This window comes from Streptomyces sp. BE20 (assembly GCF_036322525.1).
Lineage (GTDB): Bacteria > Actinomycetota > Actinomycetes > Streptomycetales > Streptomycetaceae > Kitasatospora.
Window position 1 is genome coordinate 1 of the sequence record NZ_JAQYWW010000448.1, and the last position, 21,739, is coordinate 21,739.

At 71.8% G+C, this 21,739-nt stretch carries 17 protein-coding genes and 1 pseudogene; 7 read left to right on the forward strand and 11 right to left on the reverse strand.

All coding sequences use genetic code 11. From position 1 onward, the window contains the following. The 3 genes and pseudogenes from PUR61_RS04495 to PUR61_RS04505 all read right to left on the reverse strand — a co-directional run. Positions 1–184: pseudogene (locus PUR61_RS04495) on the reverse strand (hypothetical protein); the annotation flags it as partial. Positions 185–544: 360 nt separating this feature from the next. Then, positions 545–1,150: an SGNH/GDSL hydrolase family protein gene (locus PUR61_RS04500; RefSeq protein ID WP_329875852.1), complete on the reverse strand. Its 606-nt coding sequence runs from the start codon at positions 1,148–1,150 to the stop codon at positions 545–547. A gap of 1,058 nt (positions 1,151–2,208) precedes the next feature. Next, positions 2,209–2,643, reverse strand: coding sequence for a hypothetical protein (locus PUR61_RS04505; protein ID WP_329875854.1), 435 nt, complete (start codon positions 2,641–2,643; stop codon positions 2,209–2,211). 361 nt (positions 2,644–3,004) lie between these two features. Between PUR61_RS04505 and PUR61_RS04510 the strand changes: the two genes are divergently transcribed. From PUR61_RS04510 to PUR61_RS04520, 3 genes are all read left to right on the forward strand, one after another. Then, positions 3,005–4,825, forward strand: coding sequence for a glycosyl hydrolase family 18 protein (locus tag PUR61_RS04510; protein ID WP_329875856.1), 1,821 nt, complete (start codon positions 3,005–3,007; stop codon positions 4,823–4,825). Positions 4,826–5,179: 354 nt separating this feature from the next. Then, on the forward strand, positions 5,180–6,331 hold the full coding sequence (locus PUR61_RS04515; protein ID WP_329875857.1) for a C40 family peptidase: 1,152 nt from the start codon (positions 5,180–5,182) through the stop codon (positions 6,329–6,331). Between the two features lie 166 nt (positions 6,332–6,497). Continuing rightward, positions 6,498–7,403, forward strand: coding sequence for an alpha/beta fold hydrolase (locus tag PUR61_RS04520; RefSeq protein WP_329875859.1), 906 nt, complete (start codon positions 6,498–6,500; stop codon positions 7,401–7,403). A 146-nt stretch (positions 7,404–7,549) separates the two neighbouring features. On the opposite strand, the gene PUR61_RS04525 is transcribed toward PUR61_RS04520, so the two are convergent. Both PUR61_RS04525 and PUR61_RS04530 read right to left on the reverse strand, forming a co-directional pair. Then, entirely contained in the window at positions 7,550–7,819 is a 270-nt protein-coding gene (locus tag PUR61_RS04525) for a hypothetical protein (protein WP_329875861.1), read from the reverse strand. Between the two features lie 221 nt (positions 7,820–8,040). Continuing rightward, positions 8,041–8,721, reverse strand: a complete 681-nt coding sequence (locus tag PUR61_RS04530; RefSeq protein WP_329875863.1) for a phosphotransferase family protein — start codon at positions 8,719–8,721, stop codon at positions 8,041–8,043. A gap of 279 nt (positions 8,722–9,000) precedes the next feature. On the opposite strand from PUR61_RS04530, the gene PUR61_RS04535 reads away from it, so the two are divergent. The 4 genes from PUR61_RS04535 (at position 9,001) to PUR61_RS04550 (ending at position 11,799) form a co-directional block, all read left to right on the forward strand. Beyond that, positions 9,001–9,546, forward strand: a complete 546-nt coding sequence (locus PUR61_RS04535; protein WP_329875865.1) for a hypothetical protein — start codon at positions 9,001–9,003, stop codon at positions 9,544–9,546. A 39-nt stretch (positions 9,547–9,585) separates the two neighbouring features. Beyond that, positions 9,586–10,263, forward strand: coding sequence for a hypothetical protein (locus PUR61_RS04540; protein WP_329875867.1), 678 nt, complete (start codon positions 9,586–9,588; stop codon positions 10,261–10,263). 239 nt (positions 10,264–10,502) lie between these two features. Next, a complete protein-coding gene (locus PUR61_RS04545) occupies positions 10,503–11,201 on the forward strand; it encodes a hypothetical protein (protein ID WP_329875869.1) in 699 nt (232 codons plus the stop codon). Positions 11,202–11,391: 190 nt separating this feature from the next. Further along, entirely contained in the window at positions 11,392–11,799 is a 408-nt protein-coding gene (locus PUR61_RS04550; RefSeq protein ID WP_329875871.1) for a hypothetical protein, read from the forward strand. Between the two features lie 120 nt (positions 11,800–11,919). Here the strand turns inward: PUR61_RS04550 and PUR61_RS04555 are convergent, their stop codons facing one another. The 6 genes from PUR61_RS04555 to PUR61_RS04580 all read right to left on the reverse strand — a co-directional run bounded on the left by PUR61_RS04555 (position 11,920) and on the right by PUR61_RS04580 (position 21,515). Next, the gene (locus PUR61_RS04555; protein ID WP_329875873.1) at positions 11,920–12,366 is read right to left on the reverse strand and encodes a hypothetical protein; all 447 of its coding nucleotides are present in this window, start codon (positions 12,364–12,366) and stop codon (positions 11,920–11,922) included. A gap of 196 nt (positions 12,367–12,562) precedes the next feature. Continuing rightward, the gene (locus PUR61_RS04560; RefSeq protein ID WP_329875875.1) at positions 12,563–14,284 is read right to left on the reverse strand and encodes a SulP family inorganic anion transporter; all 1,722 of its coding nucleotides are present in this window, start codon (positions 14,282–14,284) and stop codon (positions 12,563–12,565) included. Positions 14,285–14,312: 28 nt separating this feature from the next. Continuing rightward, positions 14,313–16,139 carry an alkyl/aryl-sulfatase gene (locus PUR61_RS04565; RefSeq protein WP_329875877.1) on the reverse strand — a complete coding sequence of 609 codons (1,827 nt, stop codon included), beginning with the start codon at positions 16,137–16,139 and terminating at the stop codon, positions 14,313–14,315. A gap of 283 nt (positions 16,140–16,422) precedes the next feature. Beyond that, on the reverse strand, positions 16,423–17,043 hold the full coding sequence (locus tag PUR61_RS04570; RefSeq protein WP_329875879.1) for an L-threonylcarbamoyladenylate synthase: 621 nt from the start codon (positions 17,041–17,043) through the stop codon (positions 16,423–16,425). 145 nt (positions 17,044–17,188) lie between these two features. Continuing rightward, positions 17,189–17,800: a hypothetical protein gene (locus PUR61_RS04575; protein ID WP_329875881.1), complete on the reverse strand. Its 612-nt coding sequence runs from the start codon at positions 17,798–17,800 to the stop codon at positions 17,189–17,191. A gap of 118 nt (positions 17,801–17,918) precedes the next feature. Further along, positions 17,919–21,515, reverse strand: a complete 3,597-nt coding sequence (locus PUR61_RS04580) for a hypothetical protein (protein ID WP_329875883.1) — start codon at positions 21,513–21,515, stop codon at positions 17,919–17,921. Positions 21,516–21,739 lie beyond the last annotated feature (224 nt).

Here is a 21,739-nt window from a genome sequence, read left to right on the forward strand (position 1 = left end):
ACTCGTCCACCAGGGCCTTGACCTTGGTGTCCTGGCCGATCCAGTAGGGCATCGACCAGAACGTGACGGTGGTGGGCCCGGCGGACTCCGAGGACCCGCCGCCGGAGGCGCAGGCCGAGGCGGCGAGGGCGACGGCGGAGGCCAGTGAGACGGCGGCGGCGAGTCTACGGCGGAGTGGTGCCATGGGTGGGTCTCCTTGTGCGACGGGCAGCGGCCGGGCCGGCCGTCCCGGAACGTGCGGGGGCAGGGAGAGGCCGGGGTGATCCGGCCCAGAGACCGGCCCCAGAGCGGTGCGGCGTAACGTCGAAGCAGCAAGCTGGAGCCTTGCCCGAAACTTATGCGATATACGAAATGGCCGCCAGGGGTGTTGCCGTTTCGTGTTCTTGGCCAACCGGATCTCTCTCGGGCCGAGCCGGGGGATCGGTGGCAGGGGGCGCCATCATGCGGACGGCTCCGCAGACCCCGCCCGGCGGCCGTACCCTGCCGCCACCCGCGGAGCGGCGACGGCGCGGTCGTCCGGGCGCACTGCGGAGCGCGAGCGGCGTCACGGGTGGATCAGTTCGCCCAGTCCCAGGGTGCGCAGCGCGTGGTTGGCCATGTGCAGGTGGCCGACTGCGTTGGGGTGGATGGGGTCGTCGAGCCACTCGCCCGGGTCGCCGTCGGGGAAGCGGGCCAGCCAGTACGCCTCGTGGTCGACGAGGAGGGAGCCGGTGTCGTGGGCGATGTCCCGGACGGCCTGGCAGTAGGCGGGCAGGCCCGGGTGGGTGGTCCGGGCGGCGGGGCCGGTCGGGACGGGGGTCTGGAGGATGATCTGGGCACCGGGGGTGCGGGTGATGATCTCGCGCATGCCGGAGTGGAAGGCGTCGAGCCCGACCGCCCCGGCGTGCGCGTCGTTGGTGCCCAGGGAGATCGAGAGGATGTCGGGGGCGAACCGGCCGATCAGATGGTGGTAGGAGCCGAGGACGTCGGCGGAGGTCCAGCCGGACACACCGGTGTTGACGACGATGTCCGTGCGGCGGTCCAGCTGTCGCCGCACGCGTTCGTGGAGGTGCTCGACCCATCCGCGGGCCCCTCGCGTGTGCGTGCTCGCCTGGGTGATGCTGTCACCTGCGGTCACCCAGGTCATCGGCGCTGCCGACAGATCGATCATGCGTGTACCTCTCGCCTCGTTCGGATTCCGGACGCTGTTGCGGACGCACGCGGAGTCGGCGGCCTCGACGGGCCGCACCACGGCGCAGTGGTGGCGGCCGGCCGGATCGTCCGGGCGCACCATCCGACGCAGACTCCCTGTGCGATCTACGACAGCGATGCTTCGAGATCAGGACCTGGCCGGCCGGACGCCCGCGCTTCCACGTTCACTTCACCCCGACCGGCCCCACCTGGACAACATCCTTGCGGTCGACGTGAGGTGGGTGCGGTGCGCCGCCCATACGATTCTGTTATCCGCCCCATCAGCAATTCGGACCTTGCCGCCGTCGGCCGACGGGCCGAGAATCGGACCCCTCGCTCCCGGGGAGGGGGCGGTGCCGGCGACGCGGTCGACGTGAGCGGGAGCAGCCTCGCCGACCGTGCCGCGGTCGTCCGTAGACCGAACGCCGACGCCCCGGACCGGGGCTCCGGGTTCGGACCGCTCGCGGACGGTCACACGCGTGTCGCCCACAGCCTCGGCGGCCTCTACCTCACTGCGGGCGCCACCCGGGACGGTCGGTTCGAACAGCACCCCTGTGGCGGAAGCAGCCCCCAGGCGTTCGTCCTCGGCCGACATCGCCGCGTCCACCGAGGTGCGAGATCCGCGGCCCCTCTCGACTGGCTGGCAGTAACCCCTTCATTTTCCTCCGGAAGAAAGGGACTTGGCGGCACAGTTCGTTCGCCGGATGCTCCGAACTCACGTGACCTTCGCCCGCCGGGATCGCTGATATGACGTGCACGAATTACGGTCGGTCCATGAGGGTCTGGCCGCTTCGCAAGGGAAAGGAGCGACGGCGTGTCAACCTCCAGCAGCCCGAGGCCCGTTGCGCGGTAGTGGTCCTCGCCTCGCCCGCGTCAGGCCCGGTCCGCTCCGGTGACCTTCCGGTGAGCAGGAATGGCCCCCGCCGCAGTGCGCCGGGGCGGGGACCGCGTGGTGTGCTCCCGGGCGGGCTCCGGGGGCGGGTCGGGTGTGGGCCGGTGGATCGGCCGACTGCGGGGGAGGGCAGGGGAAGCGAGCGGTCACGGACGGGGGTAGACGCCGCACGACGTGACCGGTTTGCCGTTCGCGTCGTCGAGGCAGACCCCGACGTACGAGCCGCCGCCGACGACATCGGCGGGAAGCGTGGCGGGCACCGAGGTCACCGTGTTGCAGTGCGTACTGCTGCTCCTGGGGCCGAGCGGGTTGGCGTAGCCGTCGAACACGCTGTACCACGCCCTGCGGCAGCCGACGGACTTCAACGTCCCGGTGAAGCCCACCGATCGGTTGTACCAGGTGAGGGTGCCGGAGATGTAGCTGCCGGCGCCGTCGGCGACGTGGACCGGGGTGGTGGGGTAGGCGGCGGCCGTGGCCGGAGGTGCCGCGACGGCCGGTGCGGTCAGTGCGGCGGACGTGGCCAGGCTCGCCACGGTGAAGAGGGTGAGTGCAGTTCGGCGCAACACGGCGTTTGTCTCCATTGGTGGGAGTTTGCGGTGATGACGCCACAAGGTTGCCCGCAGCCCTTGCATGTCAATCCTGGCGGAGCGCGATGTCCACGGACGGCCCCGCCGGCGCCGGGGTGGCGCGAAGCCGGGTGGATTTCGTCCGTTGTCGTCCGCTTCGTCTTCGGACGGACCGTCAGGAGGCCCAGGGGGATGTCCTTGTCGGCAAAGGTCAGGTAAAGGAAAAATGGTCTGGACCTCTTGACGGCTTGGTCTGGACCTTTCTAGTCTCGCCGGAGCACCCTGCGAAGGACGTCGCGCAGCGTGCGACCACGGACTCCCCCACCCCTGTCCGCCCCCACGTCGAGGAGCCCCTCTCTTGAGTACTCGCTTCGCCATGTCGAAAAAGAAGTTGAGAGTCGCTGCAGCCGGTCTGACCGCGCTCGCCCTTCCGCTGGTCGCCGTCGTAGGCCTGTCCACCCCCGCCCAGGCCGCCACCACCGCCACCGCCACCTTCGCCAAGGGCTCCGACTGGGGCTCGGGGTTCGACGGTAAGTGGACGGTCAAGAACACCGGCACGACCACGCTCACGTCCTGGACCATCGAGTGGGACTTCCCGACCGGCACGAGCGTCGCCTCGGCCTGGGACGCCACGGTCACCAGCTCCGGCACGCACTGGACCGCCAAGGACAAGGGCTGGAACGGCACCCTCACTCCCGGTGCCTCCGTGACCTTCGGCTTCAACGGCGCCGGCCCGGGCGTGCCCAGCGGCTGCAAGCTCAACGGCGCCTCCTGTGACGGCACCGACCTGCCCGGCGGCAACAAGGCGCCCTCCGCGCCCGGCACCCCGGTCGGCTCCGACGTCACCGACACCTCGCTGAAGGTGTCCTGGACCGCCGCCACCGACGACACCGGCATCAAGAACTACGACGTCCTGCGCAACGGCACCAAGGTCGCCACGGTGACCGGCCTCAGCTACAGCGACAGCAACCTCACCGCGGGCACCAGCTACGACTACACCGTCGTCGCCCGCGACACCGCGGACCTGACCGGCCCCGCCAGCGCCCCCGGCAGCGTGCGCACCACCGGCGGCGACGTCGTCGTCGGCGACAAGGTCAAGCTCGGGTACTTCACCAACTGGGGCGTCTACGGCCGCAACTACCACGTGAAGAACCTGGTGACCTCCGGCTCCGCCGCGAAGATCACCCACATCAACTACGCCTTCGGCAACGTCCAGAACGGCAAGTGCACCATCGGCGACGCCTACGCCGACTACGAGCGCGCCTACACCGCCGACCTGTCGGTCGACGGCGTGGCGGACACCTGGGACCAGCCGCTGCGCGGCAACTTCAACCAGCTGCGCGAGCTCAAGCGCCTCTACCCGCACATCAAGGTGATCTGGTCCTTCGGCGGCTGGACCTGGTCCGGCGGCTTCGGCCAGGCGGTGCAGAACCCGGCCGCGTTCGCCAAGTCCTGCCACGACCTGGTCGAGGACCCCCGCTGGGCCGACGTCTTCGACGGCATCGACCTCGACTGGGAGTACCCGAACGCCTGCGGTCTGACCTGCGACACCAGCGGCGCCGACTCGTTCAAGAAGATGACCCAGGCGATGCGCACCGAGTTCGGCCGTGACCTGGTCACCGTGGCCGTCTCCGCCGACGCCTCCCCGGGCGGCAACATCGACAAGGCCGACTACGCCGCCGGTGCGCCGTACCTCGACTGGATCAACGTCATGACGTACGACTTCTTCGGTGCCTGGGCGGCGAAGGGCCCGACGGCCCCGCACTCCCCGCTCACCACGTACAACGGCATCCCGAAGGCCGGCTTCACCTCGGCCGAGGCCATCGCCAAGTACAAGTCGATCGGCGTGCCGGCCGACAAGCTGCTGCTCGGCATCGGCTTCTACGGCCGTGGCTGGACCGGCGTGACCCAGTCCGCCCCGGGTGGCACCGCCACCGGTGCGGCGGCCGGTACGTACGAGACCGGCATCGAGGACTACAAGGTCCTCAAGAACACCTGCCCCGTCACCGGCACGGTGGCCGGCACCGCCTACGCCCACTGCGGCACCAACTGGTGGAGCTACGACACCCCGGCGACCATCGCCTCGAAGATGGCGTGGACCAAGGCCCAGAACCTGCGCGGCGCCTTCTTCTGGGAGTTCAGCGGTGACACCGCCAACGGCGAGCTGGTGAACGCGATCCACAGCGGTCTCCAGTAACACCTGCACCACCGTCCGACCGCAGCACCACAGCACCACAGCACTGTACGAAGCGGCCCGCCGGCCATCCGCCGGCGGGCCGCCGTGCTGTGTCGGTGCCCGCAGCCGTCGAGAAGGTGCGGTTGCTTCCGCGCTGCCAGGAGGCGGCGGCGAAGGTCCGGGAGGATGCGTCGCGCCGGTGCACCCGCCCCGGACAGGGTGAAACCGTCGGCCTACCCGGCCTGGACGGCTCACGGGGCAGTGACGTCACGATCACGGTGGCCGCGCCATCCGGCCCAGCTGATATCGCCCGATGAAGTGACAAGCGGGTGTCACTCGGTCCGGGGCCGTCCGTGCTCTGACTCCTTGGGACTGGTGACCTCCTCATTCCTCGGGACGTGCCGTCGTGGCTCGGTGGGCCTGATCGCCGCAGCCGTTCTCTGCTCGTCGGCCGTCCTCGGTGCGGGAACGGCGCGAGCCCAACCGCTGCCCGTTCCCGTCCCCGTGCCGTCGCCCGCGCCGTCGCCGTCCGCCGGCGCCGCGCCGCCGGACGAGGGGCTCGCGCCGCCGACCGGGCCGCTCGGACCGGACGGAGAACCGGCCGCGGTGGCCGAACCCGGCCCGGCCCCGACGGCGGAGGCCGTCCGGGAGTGGACGGACACCGCGTTGGCGATCGTGGAGGGCGAGGCCCGACTGACGGCCGTGCGGGACACGGCCGTACGCCTCCGTCAGGACGCCGCCGCCGCCGTGGCGTCCGCGGACGCCGGGCGGGTCCGGCAGGAGGTGCTGGGAGATCTGCTCAGCGGGTTGGCCCAGGCCCAGTACCTGAACCACGGGATGGTCCAGCTGGCCGCCTTCCTCAGCTCCACACCCGAACAGAGCCTTGAACGATGGCGGGGCGAGCGGCTCAGCGACGACGCCCTCGCCGACCGCTACCACGATGCCGAGGAGGTGCGCCGGGCCCGGGCGCAGCAGGCGGATCTCGCTCGTGCTGCCGAGTCGGCGGGCGCCGAGGAGGTCCACCGGGTCGAGGCGGACCAGGCCGGTCTGGTGCAGCGGCAGGAGAGGATGCGCGCGGATCTCGCGGGCCGGTTCGGGGACGGGGTCTGGCAGCCGGGGACGTACCGGAACTCGGCGCCGGCCGACGGCCGGACCGACCCGGTCGCCCAACGTGCCGTGGCCTACGCGCTGAGCCGCATGGGCAGCCCCTACGTCTGGGGCGCGACCGGGCCGACGGAGTTCGACTGCTCCGGCCTGACCTCGAAGGCGTGGGAGGCGGCCGGTGTCACCGTGCCCCGGACCAGTCAGGAGCAGTGGGCGCAGCTCCCGCGCGTTCCGAGTGGCGCTCCGCTGCGCCCGGGTGACCTGGTGGTCTATTTCGAGGAGGCGACCCACGTCGGCCTGTATGTGGGTGACGGGTTGGTGGTCCACGCGCCCCGGCCCGGCACGGTGGTCCGGCTCACCGCTCTGCAACGGATGCCGGTCGCCGGAGTGGTGCGGCCGGAGCCTTCACCGCCCCGGCCGTAGCGTCTCGTCAGGCAGCGGGCCGTCACCCGTCTTCACACCACTACCCGGACCGGCCTCGTTCAGTGGGAATCCTGCGAACTATTCAGTATTTTACCAGAATAGTGATGGAAAGTCATATCCGTGAAGTGCATGGAAAAGTGGCTCCTTGTTCGCTATGTTTTAGCCCGTGACTTCACGTAATGAATTGATCGTCGAATCCGGTGAATTACGGTTGTGGACCGAGCGGGTCGGAAATTCGGACGGTCCGGCGGTCCTGCTGGTCATGGGGACCGCCGCACCGGGCATCGGATGGCCGGACGAGCTGGTGGATGTGCTGGCCGCCGGTGGTCGGACGGTGATCCGCTACGACCACCGGGACACCGGCCGGTCCACCTGCGTGGACTTCACCACCCACCCCTACGTGTTGGCGGACCTGGCCGCCGACGCGACGGCCGTGCTCGACGGCCACGGAGTGGCCGCCGCACACATCGTCGGGGCGTCCCTGGGTGGGGCGATAGGCCAGTGGCTGGCCGTGCACCGCCCTGAACGCGTGCTGACGCTGACGGCCATGATGACGGGTCCGATGGGCCACAGTGCCGGACCGGCCTGGGCACGTGCCATGTCCGGCCAGGCGCCCGACCCCGTCGACCTGCCGCCACCCACGGCACGCTTCCTGAGGCACCTCGCCCACCGCGCGGACCTCGCGCAGGGGACTCGTGACGAGTGCGTGGCGGCGAGCCTGGAGACGTGGCGAGTCCTCAACGGCGACGTCCTTCCCTTCGACGAGCCTGCCGCCCGCCGCTTCGTGGAAGCCTGCTTCGACTGGACCGGCAGCCTCGGCGCGGCCCTCAACCACGATCTGGCCGGACGCCGGATGACCGAGGACCGCCTTGCTCCACTGTCCTCGATCAAGGCCCCGACACTGGTCATGCACGGCACGGAGGATCCCCTGCGTCCGCTACCGCATGGCCGCGCCCTCGCCGAGGAAGTCCCTCACTCCCGATTCCGGCCGATTCCCGGTATGGGACACACACTGTTCTCTCCCGGTCTTCCCCGGCAGCTCGGCGAAGTCATTCGCGAGCACACCGTGTAGAGAACGGAAGGTCGAGCGTATCCCCGTCCACGGCCCCCGAATGCCGTCCGGCGGCCCCCGCCCGTCATCGGCGGTGTCCGAGTCCCGCAAGGGGCGCAGCCCATCAGGCACACCGGGCATCCGGAACGAGGGCCGGTGCGGCGTGACTACTGCGACGCCCGCACTGCTGCCCCCGCGGAGGCGACATCCAGGTCGATCAGGACCTCCTCACCCTCCCAGCGGCCTCGCTCCGAGATCACCAGGCCGATCAGTGCCAGATCGCCGGCCTGGCCCCGCAGCGCGTACTGCTCGTGGGTCTCCTCGCCGAGGTCACCCACCTCGTCACGCTCCCAGGCATCCACCGCGGCCTCGGCCACAGCCCTGGGCAGTCGCACGGTGACACGGCCGACCTGGGCGTCGACATGCTCCCCGATCACTGCCAGCACCTTCGAGTCTTCCCGATACCGGACGTACTGCTCTTGATCCACCACAGGGCGAGGCTACTCGGACTGCTGAAGCCGTCTCGACCGAATTGACCCGGCGGTCCTGTGCGGTCATGGCGGTAGCGTTTCGCCGGCCCCGGCCCCGGCTCCGGCCCCGGCCCCGGCGGCTCGCAGGCGGTCACGACCGCCGCTCCTCCGACCGGCCGACACGCGGGCTACTCCCGCCAGCCCGCTGTCGTGGCGGCGCGTTCCCGCCACTGCCTCACACCCGGGCCGTTCGACTCCCAGCGGTCGCAGAACCGCTCCAGGTCGGCGCACCTGGCCAGCATGGCGGCCTGGCGCACCGGCCAAGCGGGCACAGGCCCGCCGTAGGCGTCGAAGAAGCGGCCGAGCTCCTGGCGGTGCTCGGCGTGGTGCATCCGTACGATCCACTCGCACCAGGCCAGGTCCTCGACCGCGTCGCCGAGGTGGGCGAACTCCCAGTCGACCACGGCAGTGACCCGGAACGCATCCGGGGTCACGGGTGCCAGGATCAGGTTGTTGGGCCCGAAGTCCCCGTGGACGAGCACCTGGCCGACATCGTGGGTCTCCGCCCCAAGGACGCTCGGCGCGATCTCGTGGATGCGGCGCAGCAGTGCCCCGCAAGCCTCCAGGACCGGAGCCGCGCTACCGGCCTCCATCAGTTCCTGGCCCGGGGTGCCGGCGACGAACCCGAGGGAGAGGATCCCGTTGTCCAGACCGTGTACCGGAGGGACGGGCAGCTTTCCCTCCAGCCGGGTCAGCAGCGTGTGCTCCCGCGCGCGCCGGAGCCCGGCATCGGGACCTTCATAGGTCTTCTCCACCACCGATCCGTCGCCGACGGTGCGGTTGGTGTAGCCGTGCTTCAACGGACGCATCCACAGATCATCGATCACGACGCCGCGTGGTTCTGCACCGGGCCCGAGAGGTCGGCGTCTGCGGACGAGGTGAGGCGAAGGAGGACGAGGAGGGAAGGGGTGGCCCGTCCGATCAGATGTCGGGTCTCGTGGTGTGCCGGGACCGGCGACGTTCGACGGCGCCGTCGCGACCGAACGCATGGCCGCGCCCCGTAGTACAGTCCGCGAAGACGATCACCGGGGGAGTGTGTGACAGCGATACGTCGCAGGCGGATTGCATGGTGGCTCAGAGGACTGGCGTTGGTGACTCTCCTGGCCTTCCTGCCGGGCTGTCAGGCCTCGCGCTCGGGCGGGCTGGTGGAGGTCGAGCGCTGGTTCAACCGCCCGGTGCTACTGATCGGGGCAGCGGTCCTGCTGATCGTGGTCTCGGTGGTGGTCGAGTTCGAGTTCCGCTCCAGGTGGTCGCAGATCGGCTTCGCAGCTGTCCTGGTGGCTCTCGGCTTCGTCGGGCTGCCGATCGCCCTCCTGTCGTTCGCGATGGGCGAGGACGGTCGGGCAGTCGACCGGAAGGCCGATCCGAACCACCCGGACCACGTGCTGACCACGACCGACATCGCCTTCTCGATCGACCCGGTCTACCGCGTGGAGCTGCTGACCGGCAGCGGGTGGTCAGCCCGCCACTGGGACCTGGGCGTGTGGGAGGAGGCCGGCGGACGCGGCTTCTTCAAGAGTGCCAAGTGGTCCGGGGCGGACGAGATCACCGTGTTCGCGGAGAAGGAGACCACGGTGTTCACCGTGGACCCGGTCAGCGGCCGTCCGGGCGAGCCGAGGGCGGGGGCCCGGTAGTCCGCTCGCCTGACAGTGGCGCGTGGCACAGTTCCGCCCATGAACATCGTCGCCACGCCGCACAGTTGGGACGGCGCCGTCGCTCTCTTCGAGCAGCGGAGCCTACCCGTCAGCACCTACGAGAACCTGTACGAGGAGGACTACGACGTCCACGCGGGTGACCTCGCCATCGACGGCCACCTCGACCTCGACGCCGTCGAGCCGGACGGCACCGGCTACATCGTCGACGGGAACCTCGACGTCGCCGGCGCGATCCTCAACCTCGACGACGGCTGCCCCGCCCTGATCGTCCTCGGCGACCTCAGGGCCACCGCCGTCTACCTGGAGGGCGACGCCAAACTGCTCGTCCGAGGGAGCGTCCACGTCGAGGCGTTCGTCGGCAACATGACCGACAAACTGGTGATGATCCACGGCGACCTCCACGCCCACGCCACCGTCCTGTCCTCCGAGTTCGCCCCGGACCTCATCGGCGGCGCCCTGCACGGGCCCGTCCTCGCACCCGACTACCTCGCTCCCGCTCCCGGCCGACCGACGGTCGCTCCCGAAACGGTGCTCGTTCCCGAGGTCCTGCGCACCGACGCCGACGACGACCCCGACGACCTGCGCTGCTTCGACGCTCCCGGCGTCCACGGCGGGCGCCTCCTGCGCCGCATCGAGGCCGGTCTGCCCGTCACCCTGACCGCCCGGTCCACGGCCGGGCCCGCCACCGGGCGGTAACGGGGGCGGCTCCTCCCGGACATCGGCTCCGGCCGATGTCCGGCGGGCCCCGCTGCCGTCTGGCTCGCCAGCCGTGGCCGTCGCCGGGTCGTCCTCGCCCGCTCCCGAAGCCGGCACGGCGACGTCATCGTGCTCCTGGAAGGGCTCAGGACCACCGGCCCGCCGAATGCCGACGACCGGCCGGCGCGCCAAGTCCGCATCCCGATAGGGTCCTTGGACGAGGAGGGATGACCTTGGGCATGGATGATCTTGTCGCCGGTCGGTTGCCACGGCCGGCGGTGATGGCGGAGCTGGCCCGGACACGGCCGGTGTTCCACTCGGAGGCCGACCTGCAGCACGCGTTCGCCCGGACGCTCTGGGAGCTCGACCGCGAGGTGCAGTGCCGCCTGGAGGTGCGCCAGACCACCTCGGACGGTGTCGAGCACCTCGACCTGCTCTGTGCCACCGCGGAGGGTCGGACCGCGGTGGAGTTCAAGTACGTCAAGAGCGCCTGGAGCGGAGCGGTGGGTGCCGGACCTTCGGGCGAGCAGTACGCCCTGAAGGCGCACGGTGCCCCTGATCTGGCCAGGCGCGACTTCGTGTTCGACGTGGCACGGCTGGAACGGTTCTGCGACCGGGCGGACCAGAACGGTCTGGCGCTGATGGTCACCAACACGTCGGCCTTGTGGCGGGAGCCGAAGCCGTCGGCGAAGCTGCCGCGCGACCACGCGTTCCGGTTGCACGAGGGCGGCGAGCTGACCGGGGAACTGCTGTGGGGCGGGGGTGACTACCCGCCCAACACCCGTGTCCTGCGCGGAACGTACCCCCTGCGCTGGCAGCCGTACTCGGTCCGGCCCGGGGCGGCGGGGGAGTTCCGATACCTGGCCCTGTTCGTCGAACCGGGCGGGACGGCTCCCGCGGAACCGGACGCCTCGGAGGCGGACAGCCGACCGGCCTGATCGCGCCCGGCCCGGCCCGGACGCACCTCCGGAACCGCGGGCACGTCGGCGGCGAGCGGGTGGACGGACGGTTCGCGCGCGGGCGCCCGTCGGCTCCTGCTTCGGCCTCGACTGAGTACGGATACTCAGGCGCCCGCCGCTCGTGCGGCGTCACACTGGGGACGTCATGACGGGTGCGAAGGGGGCGGTTGTGAGGCGTGCGAGGGTTCTCACGGTTCTGGCGGTACTGGCGGCGTGTGCGGTGACGGGTGCGGGCCCTGCGGCCGCTGCCGATGACGTGCTGCTCCCGCACCCCGGGCTGGACGGCCTGGTGTGGGTGCCGGACCAGGTGGGGGACGGCGGTTTCGTGTCGGGCGGAGCGTGGAGCACCCTGCCGACCGTCCTCACGGTGGCCTGCGAGGGCGGCGGCAGCGTGCAGGTGACGATGGAGTCGCAGGGGGTGCAGACGGCTTCGCTCACCGTGGACTGCCCGGTCGGAACCGCCGGGGTGGGGTCGGCGACCATGGCTCCGGGGGTCGTGCTGGGATCTTTCTACGTGGGCGTCGACGCGTCCGGTGACACGATCCGGTGGGCCGCGACGGTGACGCAACCGGAGTAGACGCCGTGTTACGGGGGGCTGCCGCCACACCACCGTGCGGCGGCAGCCCCCGCACCGATGAGCGCCGTCCGCCGGACGCCGCCGGACGCCGCCGGACGCGCGACCGCGGACGGCCGGACCCTAACCGGGAAGGTGGATCAGGAAGCCCCAGGCCTGCTGCTCGTCGCGGACGTCCAGCGGTCGCAGGGCGATCCGCTGCGGAGCGATGTCCAGCACGCTGAGATCGAGCGCCAGCTCGGTCCCTCCGACCGGACCGCCTGGGACGACCACGTGGAACCGGGAGGCGTCCGGATCTCCGGCCGGGCGGAGCTCCCACTCCCGGGGCTCGGACGAGCCGACCACCTCGGAGTTCTCCTCCGGATCGCCGTAGTAGCCCGCGTAGGAGCGGTGCCGCTGGTTGCGGAGCAGGACGTTGCCGTTGTCGAGTTCCTCCACCTCCCACGACTGCGCCTCCACCTTGCCTCCGTGGGGAGGGAGGAGCAGCACGTGCTCCTTGACTCCCGGCAGGCTGAGCAGCTGCTCGTTGGGCTTGTCGATGCCGTAGGTGCCGCTCGGTACGGGTGCCATGGGCGGTCTTCCCTCGTTCGTGTGGTGCCGCACGGCACCGCAGATCGATGAATGGGACGATTCAACCCGCGAAGGACGGGACGTGTACGGACCGACACGAGGTGCCGGCCCGCCGAGCCCGGGCACCTGAAGGCGCAGGCCGGTCCGGGACGCGGCCGTGGCCGGCGGTGCTGCTCCGGACGAGTACGCGCCCGCGTCAGGGCGAAGGCGGCGCCGGGGCGTTGCGGTGGGCGGCGATCCAGGCGTCGGCGTCGCGGAGGGCGGTTTCGAGCGGGCCGAAGAGAGTGCCGGTGGCGGGGACGACGGCGCCGTGCCCGAGGTGCTCGGTCAGACCGGTGTCGGCGACGATCCTGGCGAGCGGGGGCTGGACGCCGGCGAGGATCAGGTGTCCGCCCGCGTGGTGGAGTTCGTCCGCCTTGCGGCGCAGGAGCTTGATCATGGCGGACGACGGTACGTCGGGGAGGGTGCGGACGACGAGGACGAGGACGGCGCCCTCGGCGGGCGCGGGCCAGCTCCGGTCCATGCGGGGGAGTTCGGCGAAGAGGCTGACGCCGTTGTAGTCGAGGACGGTGACCTGCCCGGGGGTCAGCCGGTCGGGCGGGGGCGCGGTGCTCCAACGGCCGTCGCCCGCGGGTTCGAGGGCGAGGAGCCGGGACTGGCGGGCGGCCTGGGCACAGTAGAGCAGGAGGGAGACGACGGCGCCCAGAATGACGGCCTGCTGGAGCGGGAGCTCAGTGGTGGCGAGGAAGGTGAGGGCCATCGCGGCGGTCGACAGGGGAGAGGTCTTCAGGACGAGGCGGATGTCGGGGATCTTGCCGGCGATGAGTTCGGTGCCGACGACGATGATCAGGCCGCCGATGACGGGCATCGGGATGCGCTCGGCCAGGGGCGCGAGGGTGAGGACGATCGCGGCGAGCCACAGGCCGGAGAAGATCCCGGTCCAGCGGGTGCGGGCGCCGGCGGAGACGGCTACACCGGTGCGCGACAGGGAGCCGCCGACCGGCAGGGACTGGAACAGGGCCCCGGCGACGTTGGCCGCACCCTGGGCGGCGAAGTCGCCGTTGACGGAGGAACGGGAGCCGTCCGGGTTGGGGACGGTCGGGGCGATACCGGCCGCTTGCGCGAGGGCGACCAGGGCGATGGAGACGGCGCCGCCGAGCAGGTGCGGGAACGCCGACCAGTCGGGGGCGGTGAAGTGGGGCAGGGCCGAGGGGATGTCGGCGATGCCCTCGACCAGCTCCACACCGGTGCCCAGCGCGGCGACCGCGCTGCTGACGACCACCATGGCGATCAGCAGCGCGACCGTTCTCAGCCGCTTCACGGCGTGGGCCAGGGCCCAGACGGCGACGGTGGCGGTCGCCGTCAGAGTGGCAGCGAGCTCCCAGGAACCGACGTGCACCACCCAGTCGCCCAGCTGCACGAGCTTGTTGTGGCCCTGCGGCTTGTAGCCGGTGGCGTCCTTCAGGACACCGGTGATGATCTGCACGGCGATGCCGACCGAGAAGCCGGTCATCACCGCGTTGGAGACGAACGAGAGCACCACTCCGAGCCGCAGGACGCCCATGAGCAGCATGACGAGGCCGGTCATCACGGCGAGCATCGCGATGTTTCCGCTGCTGCCGGCATCGAGGCCGGCGTCGGCCAGGACGCTCTGCGCCGTGAGTGAGATGGCGCTGGTGAGGGTGGTGACCATCAGTACGGTGCGGGCGGTGATCGAGCCGACGACGGCGGGCACGACACCGGAGAAGAGTCCGGCGACCGGGTTGAACCCGGCGATCGCCGCGTAGGCCATGCCTTCGGGGATGCTGAACAGGCCGGTGACCAGACCGGCGGAGACATCGGCGGGCCGCGGCCTGCCCAGGTGGGGGCGGCGGAGCCTGGAGGGTGCGGTTCGGGTCTTGCGCGGCTTCGGTGGCATGCGGGGCCGTGGTCGCGGTGTCGGACGGTCAGGGAGTGACGACCGGGAAGGACTTGTCGACCGGTGTGACCAGGGAGAAGAGGCGATCGAGGGCGCCGAGGTCGCCCTCGTGGTCGATCTTCTCCGAACCGCCGCCGGCCAGCAGACCCAGCAGCTGGGGCTTGGTCAGGGTCAGGGTGAGGTCGGCGGCTGTCCTGGCCGCGCCGCTCGGGGGAACGGTGCGGTGGGTCAGGGCGCCGTTGCTGAGGGTCAGACGGTGGCGCCGGCGCTCGTCGACGAGGGCCAGGTCGATCGTCAGGTTCTCCTGCCAGGCCCGGGGGCCGTCGACGCGGACCGCGATCGAGTCGAGGAGCATGTCGACGGTCAGGGCCATCGCCATCTCGGGGTTGGTGGAGTCCAGCAGGATGGTGCCCGGTCCCTGGCGCAGTTCCAGGGCCGCGGTGAGGAAGAAGTTGCGCCAGGGGCCGTTCTCCGCGCCGTGACCGAGCCGGTCGTAGACGCCGGCGAGCGCGTCCTTGGCCGCGGTGTCGGAGGCGTCGGCGAAGACCAGGTGGTTGAGGAGGGTGGCGGCGAAACGCAGGTCCCCGTCCTGGGTGAAGGCCCGGGCCTTCGCCAGTGCCTGGTCCCGCCCGCCGAGCGCGTCCACGTACCGGCGGGCCTGCTCCACCGGCGGGTGCTCCCACAGGTGCGCCGGGTTGCCGTCGAACCAGCCCAGGTACCGCTGGTAGACGGCCTTGACGTTGTGCGAGAGCGAGCCGTAGTAGCCCCGCGCGTGCCAGGAGGTCTCCAGCGCCGGCGGCAGCTTCAACTGCTCGGCGATCTCCGGCCCGGTCAGCCCGTCGTTCAGCAGCCGCAGGGTCTGGTCGTGCAGGTAGGCGTACAGGTCGCGCTGCGCCGACAGGAACGTCACGACGTTGCCGTGACCCCAGGTGGGCCAGTGGTGCGAGGCGAACGCCACGTCGTACCGTCCGTCGAAGAAGTCGATCGCCTCGTCCAGGTAGCGGGCCCAGATCCGGGCGTCCCGGACCACTGCGCCGCGCAGGGTCAGGATGTTGTGCATGTTGTGCGTGGCGTTCTCCGCCAGGCACAGGGCCCGCCTGTCGGGGAACAGGAAGTTCATCTCGGCCGGGGCCTCGGTGCCGGGGGTCAGCTGGAAGACGATCCGCACCCCGTCGACCGTCTCCTCCTGCCCGGTGTGGGTGATGTCGAGCGTCGGCGGGATCAGCGTGACCGTGCCGGTCGAGGTGGTCATGCCCAGCCCGGCACTGATCTGTCCCTCGGGGCCCTTGGGCAGCCGGTCCCCGTACATGAACATCGCCCGCCGGGTCATGGCGTTGCCCGCGTAGACGTTCTCGCTCACCGCGTGTTCGAGGAAGCCCACCGGGGCGATCACCGGCACCCCCTCCTCCGTACCGGCCGGCAGCACACCGCGCGAACCGCCGAAGTGGTCGCCGTGCGAATGCGTGTAGACCAGGCCCGTCACCGGCCGCCGACCCCGGTGCTCGCGGTACAGCGCGAGCGCCGCCGCAGCGGTCTGCGCGGAGATCAGCGGGTCGATCACGATCACCCCGCGCTCGCCCTCCACCAGCGTCATGTTCGACAGGTCCAGACCCCGCACCTGGTAGATGCCCTCGGTCACCTCGAACAGGCCCTGCTTCGCACACAGCTGCGCCTGGCGCCACAGGCTCGGGTTCGCGGTGGGCGGGCATTCGCCCCGCAGGAAGTCGTAGGCGTCGTTGTCCCAGATCACCCGCCCGTCCTCGGCCTTCACCACGGCGGGCACCAGCGAAGCGATCAGTCCGCGCTCCGCGTTCTCGAAATCCGTCCTGTCACCGAAGGGCAGTGAGGAGGTCATGCGTCGCTCCGATCCGAAGCCGAGCCGGGAACCCCGATCCGCGGCCCGCACCGGGCGCACCCGGCGGCGGAACGGCGGCGTACCCGGCCCACCCTAGGACGATCACGGACAGGACCCCGAGTCCTGTTGGACCTTCCGGGTGAAGGCCGAGAGACGCGCCACCGACACTGCCCTCGGCCCCCTCTCGCCACGAGCGTGCGCAAGGCCCGGCGCCCCGTCCGGCGACGCCGCTCGAACCGGGTGCGGGTCGGTGGCGGCCACCGGCGGATGCGTCCTCGTGCGGCTACTCGAAGCGTGCGGGGTCGCCGGCTCCGCGGCGGACGATCTCCGCTCCGCCGTCGGAGAAGTCGACGACCGTGGTCGGGGTCGTGCCGCAGTCCCCGGAATCGACGACGGCGTCCAGCACGTGGTCGAGCCGTTCCTTGATCTCCCACCCCTGGGTCATCGGCTCGTCCTCGCCGGGCAGGAGCAGGGTGCTGGACACGAGGGGCTCGCCGAGCGTGGCGAGCAGGGCCCGCGTGACGGTGTGGTCGGGGATCCGGACGCCGACGGTCTTCTTCTTCGGATGCATCAGACGGCGCGGGACCTCCTTGGTGGCGGGGAGGATGAAGGTGTAGCTGCCCGGTGTCGCGGCCTTGATGGCACGGAAGACGTCGTTGTCGATGTGGACGAACTGCCCCAGCTGGGCGAAGTTCTCGCACATCAGGGTGAAGTGGTGGCGGTCGTCGAGGCGCCTGATCGACCGGATCCGGTCGAGGCCCTCGTGGTTGCCCATGCGGCAGCCGAGGGCGAAACAGGAGTCGGTCGGGTACGCGATGAGGGCTCCGGAGCGGAGGCTGTCGGCCACGGTGTTGATGGTGCGGGCCTGGGGGGTCTGCGGGTGAACGTCGAAGTACTTCGCCATTGGCCGACCCTACGGGATCCGCCCGGCCGTCGTGGGACCGGCCCGCGGTGGGGCGGGGCCGGGGCCAGCCCGGCGCGCCGTCCGCGCGAGCCGGTCAGGGTCGTAGCGGTCAGGGGTGGGGGGCACCTCGCGGGGCGGGCGGTACTCAGACGCTGCCCGCGGTGGCGACGTGCTCCGCGGCGGGTTCCTCGTCGACGGCCACCCGGTGGCCGGTGGCGCGCAGTTCGGCGCTCCGGAAGGGTTCGAGCTGCTCGCGGCCGGCCGGCATCACCTGGTGGTACCAGTGGCGCAGCAGCGGGTCGGGCTGGTCGGTGGCGTAGAAGGAGTTGTGGACGACGCCCCGGGCGCCTACCAGCGCCTGCTCTCGGGCGGTGGGGCCGTCGAGGATGGTCACGACGTCGCCGTTGGCGAAGGGGGGCGCGGTGGCGGCCTCCTCCTCACCGACCTCCGCGCCGCGGACCGCAGGGTGGAGGAAGACGTCCCCGCGCGCCGTACGTTCCCAGCGGGGCCAGTCGCCGTGCTCGTCCGGGCGCAGTCCCAGGGCGAGGAGGCAGTGCGTGGTGGAGGCGGAGGGGGTGAGTTCCACGTCGAGGAGGAGCAGGGAGGGGGTGCGCCAGTGGGGTCCGCGCGAGGTGACGGTGACGCGGCCGAGGGGGGCGAGCGCGTCGGCGACGGCGCGGGTCAGCCGCGGGCCTTCCTCGGCGGGGGCCTCCAGCCGCAGGTTCATCCAGACGAGGCGGTGAGGGGCCAGGGGCATCGTTCGGTCGCTTTCCCGAGTCGGTGGTCGAATCGTGCGCGGATTCTACTGGTGTCGGTCGGTGCCGCCACCGGCCCGGCGGGGGTGCCGGGGCCGGTGGCGGCGGGCGGGTTTCGTCTCAGTGCGTGACGTAGCCGTCCGGGGAGATGTTGGCGTGTTCGAAATCCTTGCCCTGGTTCTTACCGCTGGAGAAGATGGAGAACTTCGTTCCCTTCTTCACCTGGACATCCCATTCGTCCTTCCCGTCGTCCGCCTTCTTCCAGAGATTTCCGTAGGCGTCCCTGAAGCCGCCGCCCCTTTCGGGCTTTCCCATCCAGCCCTTCGGCGGAACGAAGGGCACGGGCCCTTCGAGGTCGGTGGGCAGGTTGTGCCTGATGGCGGCGGACCGGGAATTCGCGGTGTATCCCTTCTTGGCGTCGCGGGCGAGTGTGTTGAGCGTGGCCACGCCGTCGCCGAGCTTGGCGGGTGAGACGTGTTTGAGGCTCTGCGCGGCCCACTTCACCCATTCCAGGTCGGTGGCCCGCTTCGCGATGTGGCTGTTCTTCCCCAGGAGCTTCGCGATCTTGGCCGGCTTGGAGAGGTCGCCGGCGAACGGGATGATCGCGACCGCGGACAGGCCGGCACCCGCGAGGTCGCCGCGGAAGAGGCTGAGGAGGCCCGAGGCGCCGTCACTGATCGGTGTGGGGTCGAAGATGCCGATGATGTCGAGGGCCAGGGTGGCGGCGTCGGCGGCGGACAGCCCGCCTTCGAGGTCCATCGGCTCTTCCGGGTGCGCCGGCTCGAACTCGTCGCCCGGGCCGGTGCCCGGGTCGCCGGGGGTGCCCGGTGAGGTGGGCGCGGTGGCGTTGGCCTTGGCCTCCTGCTGGGCGAGCGTGATGGCGTGGCCGAATGCCTCGCCGGCCAGGGTCAGGGCCTCGCCGGCGCTCTTGCCCGCGGCCACGGCGGAGGCGTACGCGCGCGACGACGACTCGTAGGCGGCGCGGGCGGAGGCCGCAGCGGTGGCGGCGGAGTTCGCGGCGCGGTGGGCGGACCGGGTCGCCTGGGCGGCCGAGCTGTTCGCCGACGCGGCCGCGTTCCTGGCCCGGGTGGCCGATTCGGCGGCCTGGCGCGCGGAGGCGTCGGCGGACCTGGCCGCGTCGGAGGCCTGGTCGGCCGCCTGCTGTGCGGTGTGCGCGGAGGCGGCGGCCTGGGCCGCGTAGCCGGTGGCCTCGGCGGCGGCGCCCCTGGCGGTGGCGGCGGCCTCGGCGGCCTGGGCCGCGTTCTGGGTGGCGGTGGCGGCGAGGGCCTTGCCCTCGGCGACCAGGCGCCGGATGCCGGCGACGTGGACGGCGTCGTCCTGGTCGCGGGTGGCGGCCTTGTGCTGGACCTCGGCGACGAAGTCGCGCAGGAGAGGGGCGGGGCCGGCGAGGGCGACCTGGGCCGCGGCCTTGACGCGCGGTCCGGCGGTGGCCGAAAGCCTGAGCGCCTCGACCTTGTCGTCCTCCTCGCGGGCCAGGTGCTGGCCGGTGGCGAGGAAGACGCGGAACGCCTCGGTGGAGTTGGCGTCCAGGGCGGCCGATCCGGCTTCCTTGACGGCCTTTCCGCCGCTGTTCATCAGGGCGAGGATCTGGACGCGGTAGTCGTCGGTCAGGACGGTGTGCCGGCCGGTCTCCAGGAAGGCCGCCTGCTCGCCGGGGCCGGTGTCCAGCGCGGCGAGGGCTGCCGTCTTGAGCGCGGGGGTGCCGCTCGCCGCGAGGGCGGCGATCTTGGTGTAGTCGTCCTGGGCGGCCGCGGTGCTCCGACCGCCGGCGAGCCACTGCCGGACGTCGGTCTCGGTGCCGGCCAGGGCCGCCTCGGCGGCACGCTCGGTCCACGGCGAGCCGGTCTCCAGCAGACGCAGGGCCGCCTTGCGGCCCTTGACGAGGACGGTCTCGGTGGGTGCCACGGGGGCGGTGGCCTCGGCGAGGAGCTGCTTGGTCTCCTCGTCCTGGCGCAGTGACTCGGCGCGCTCGGTGGCCTGCGCGGACTGCTGCTCGACGTACTGCTGCTTCTGTTCCTCCGCGTACTGGACGGACAGGTCGCGGTCGCTCTCCAGGGCGACGGTCTCGGCCTGGCGGGCCGTCTGTTCGACCTGGTCGGCCTGGTTCGCGGCGGTGGTGGCCTTCTCGGCTGCCTGTACGGCGGCGTTGGCGTGCTCGGTGGCGAGGTTGGCCCAGTTGCCGGCCTGGCCGGCGTGGTCGGCCGCGTCCTGGGCGGCCCGGGCGGCGGCGTTGGCGTGCGCGGCGGACTCGTTGGCGGCGGTGCGGGCCTGCTGGGCGGCGGTCAGGGCCTTGCCGGCCATCGCCTTGGCGGTGTTGGAGGCCGCGGTTGCGGTGGCGGACAGGCGCCGGGCCTTGGCGGCGGCGGCGTTCGCGCGGTTCGCCTGGGCCTGGGCGACCGCGCTGTTGCCGCCGGCGGCGGTGGCGGCGGTGGCGGCGGCGGCAGCGTGGGAGCCGGCGTCGAGTGCTTCGCCGACGGCGGTCAGGGCCTCGTTGAGGGCGCCGATGGCCTGGAAGACGGACTGGGCCGCGTTGCCGGCGCCGACGGCGGCGTCGCGGGCGGTCTGCGCGGCCGCGCGGGCGGCGGCGGCCTGGTTCTGGTCCTGGGCCGCGGCGGACGCGGCCTGGTAGGCACGGGCGGCGGCCCGGCCCGCCGCGGCCGACGCGGCTGCGGCGGCGGAGGCCGCGGAGGCCGCGGTGCGGGCCGCACTGCTGGCCGCGTTGGCTGCGGTGATCGCGGTGCGGGCGGCGGTGGCCGCGCTCTCGGCGGCGTCCGCGGCCCGGCTCGCGGCCGCCGTCGCCTTCTGGGCCGATCCCTGGGCGGCGGCGGTTTCGGCGGCGGCCCGCTGGGCCGCCTCCTTGGCCAGGCGTGCGGAGTCCACGGCGCGGCCCGAGGCCTCCTTGGCCGACGCGGTCTCCTTGGCGGCCTCGGCGCCCGCCTGGCGGGCCGCCTCGACGAGCTGTCCGACCGTCATGGCCTCCTGGTCCTGGGCGCGGGCGGCGTTCTGGCCCTCGCGCAGGAACTCCCGGACCTCTGCGGGGCCGGCGTCCAGGGCGGCGCTGGCGGCCTTCCTCAGCTGGGGGCCGCCGACGTTCAGCAGCCGCAGGACGCGGACCCGGTCGTCCTCCTCCTGCGCCTTCTGCAGGTCGGTGGCGAAGAACCGGGCCGCCGCCTCCGGGGAGCCGTCGTCGAGAGCCAGCTGGCCGGCCTCCTTCACGGCGGTCCCGCCGGTGTTCATGGCCCGCAGGATGCCGACCTTGCGGTCCTCCGTGAACGGCGCCGTCCAGCCGGTCGTCAGGAAGGCACGCAGTTGCTGCGGCGTGCCGGCGAGCGCCGCCTGCGCGGCCTCCCGGACGCCGGGGCCGCTGACGTTGAGCAGGTGGAGGACGGCGAGCCGGTCGTCCTCCTCGGCCGCGATCGCGCGCCCGGTCTCCAGGAACGCGGCGATCTCGCCGTCCGATCCGGTGAGTGCCTGTCCGGCGGCGGCCCGGACCGCCTTTCCGCCCGACTTCCACTCGGCGACCGCCTGGGCCCGGGGGCCGGGGGCGGGTGATGCGGGCGTGTCCGCCGCCGCGGTGGCGGCGGCGGACAGCGATCCCGCCGCGAGGGCGAGCACGGCGATGCCCGCCAGAAGGCGGCGCGCCGGTCCGGCGTGCGGGGACTCCTTCCGACGCCCCCGCGGTATCTGCTGTTGCATAATCCCCTCGATCCCCTCGAAATCAGTCAGTTCGTCACGAAACCGATTGGGGTGAACGACTTCCCCCCGGGGCGAATGATTTCATGACGCGTTCGACGCGCCGCGGGTTTCCGTCGAATTTGTCAGAACAATGGACGCATCCGACCCATAATTTACTATCCATCACATTGCGGACAGTCGGGGTTCGTTCAGCGGCCGAGGTGATATCAATGACCCGTCATCCC

Excerpts from the sequence above, each read along its gene's own strand:
- PUR61_RS04545 (WP_329875869.1), top strand. The coding sequence starts at position 10,503 with ATGGATGATCTTGTCGCCGGTCGGTTGCCACGGCCGGCGGTGATGGCG.
- PUR61_RS04530 (WP_329875863.1), bottom strand. The coding sequence starts at position 8,721 with ATGCGTCCGTTGAAGCACGGCTACACCAACCGCACCGTCGGCGACGGA.
- PUR61_RS04565 (WP_329875877.1), bottom strand. The coding sequence starts at position 16,139 with ATGACCTCCTCACTGCCCTTCGGTGACAGGACGGATTTCGAGAACGCG.
- PUR61_RS04555 (WP_329875873.1), bottom strand. The coding sequence starts at position 12,366 with ATGGCACCCGTACCGAGCGGCACCTACGGCATCGACAAGCCCAACGAG.
- PUR61_RS04500 (WP_329875852.1), bottom strand. The coding sequence starts at position 1,150 with ATGATCGATCTGTCGGCAGCGCCGATGACCTGGGTGACCGCAGGTGAC.
- PUR61_RS04575 (WP_329875881.1), bottom strand. The coding sequence starts at position 17,800 with ATGCCCCTGGCCCCTCACCGCCTCGTCTGGATGAACCTGCGGCTGGAG.
- PUR61_RS04580 (WP_329875883.1), bottom strand. The coding sequence starts at position 21,515 with ATGCAACAGCAGATACCGCGGGGGCGTCGGAAGGAGTCCCCGCACGCC.
- PUR61_RS04540 (WP_329875867.1), top strand. The coding sequence starts at position 9,586 with ATGAACATCGTCGCCACGCCGCACAGTTGGGACGGCGCCGTCGCTCTC.
- PUR61_RS04560 (WP_329875875.1), bottom strand. The coding sequence starts at position 14,284 with ATGCCACCGAAGCCGCGCAAGACCCGAACCGCACCCTCCAGGCTCCGC.
- PUR61_RS04510 (WP_329875856.1), top strand. The coding sequence starts at position 3,005 with ATGTCGAAAAAGAAGTTGAGAGTCGCTGCAGCCGGTCTGACCGCGCTC.
- PUR61_RS04505 (WP_329875854.1), bottom strand. The coding sequence starts at position 2,643 with ATGGAGACAAACGCCGTGTTGCGCCGAACTGCACTCACCCTCTTCACC.
- PUR61_RS04570 (WP_329875879.1), bottom strand. The coding sequence starts at position 17,043 with ATGGCGAAGTACTTCGACGTTCACCCGCAGACCCCCCAGGCCCGCACC.